This is a genomic window from Dietzia sp. DQ11-38-2 (assembly GCF_014145055.1).
Taxonomy (GTDB): Bacteria; Actinomycetota; Actinomycetes; order Mycobacteriales; family Mycobacteriaceae; genus Dietzia.
Window position 1 is genome coordinate 5,500 of sequence record NZ_JAALDW010000522.1, and the last position, 740, is coordinate 6,239.

At 73.6% G+C, this 740-nt stretch carries 1 pseudogene; it reads right to left on the reverse strand.

The window, feature by feature from the left end:
* Positions 1 to 566: pseudogene (locus G6026_RS16310) on the reverse strand (peptidase S1); the annotation flags it as partial.
* Positions 567 to 740 lie beyond the last annotated feature (174 nt).

Genomic DNA, 740 nt, shown 5'->3' on the forward strand with positions numbered 1-740 from the left:
GGCGCGGGAGCGGCACCCGAGTCCTCCACCACCACGGTGACGTCGCCCGTGGAGGGGTCCACGTCGATGGCACTCACGCCGTCCCGCTGGCCCGGGGGGAGGGAGTCCGCCCACGCCTGCGCCCGCTCCGCCGTCTCGTCCAGTTGCCGGGCCGGGGCGGGAGCGGTGGACACCGAGAAACCACGGGACCGCGCGTCCGCGATCAACAGCTCCGAGCGCTCGGAGTCCCGGACCACCGCCACCTGACCGGTCGCTCCGACGATCTGGACGCCCGCGAAGGCCTCGGGGAACCGGGCGGAGTAGTCGTCCGAGGCGACGGCCAGGCGGTCGGCCAGGACGGACTGGGAACGGAATGCCGCCGGGGTGGTGCCGACCTCCGCGAGGGCGTCCTCGAGGGTCTCGTGACCGATCGCGCTCTGGGCGCGGGACTCGTCCACTGCCGGGACCCCGTCGCGTGGCTGTGCCGGGTCGAGTGGCTGGGCATGGGCGGCGACCGGAGTCGCGATCACGAGCACGGCGAGTATGGCGCCCAGCGTCGATCGACGGCAGCGGGGGTGGTGTCGCATGGAGGTCACTGTTCTTCTGGAGGCGGGGCAGGGGCCGGCCGGGCCGGTGAACGTCGATCGTAGGACCGCAGTGGCCTCGGCGGGCAGTTTCGGCCCGGGCAGTGCAGCGTGCGTTCCCGGCGTGACCTGACTCGGAGGCGAGTCCGGCCAGGGGCTAGCCCCGCTGATTCACGG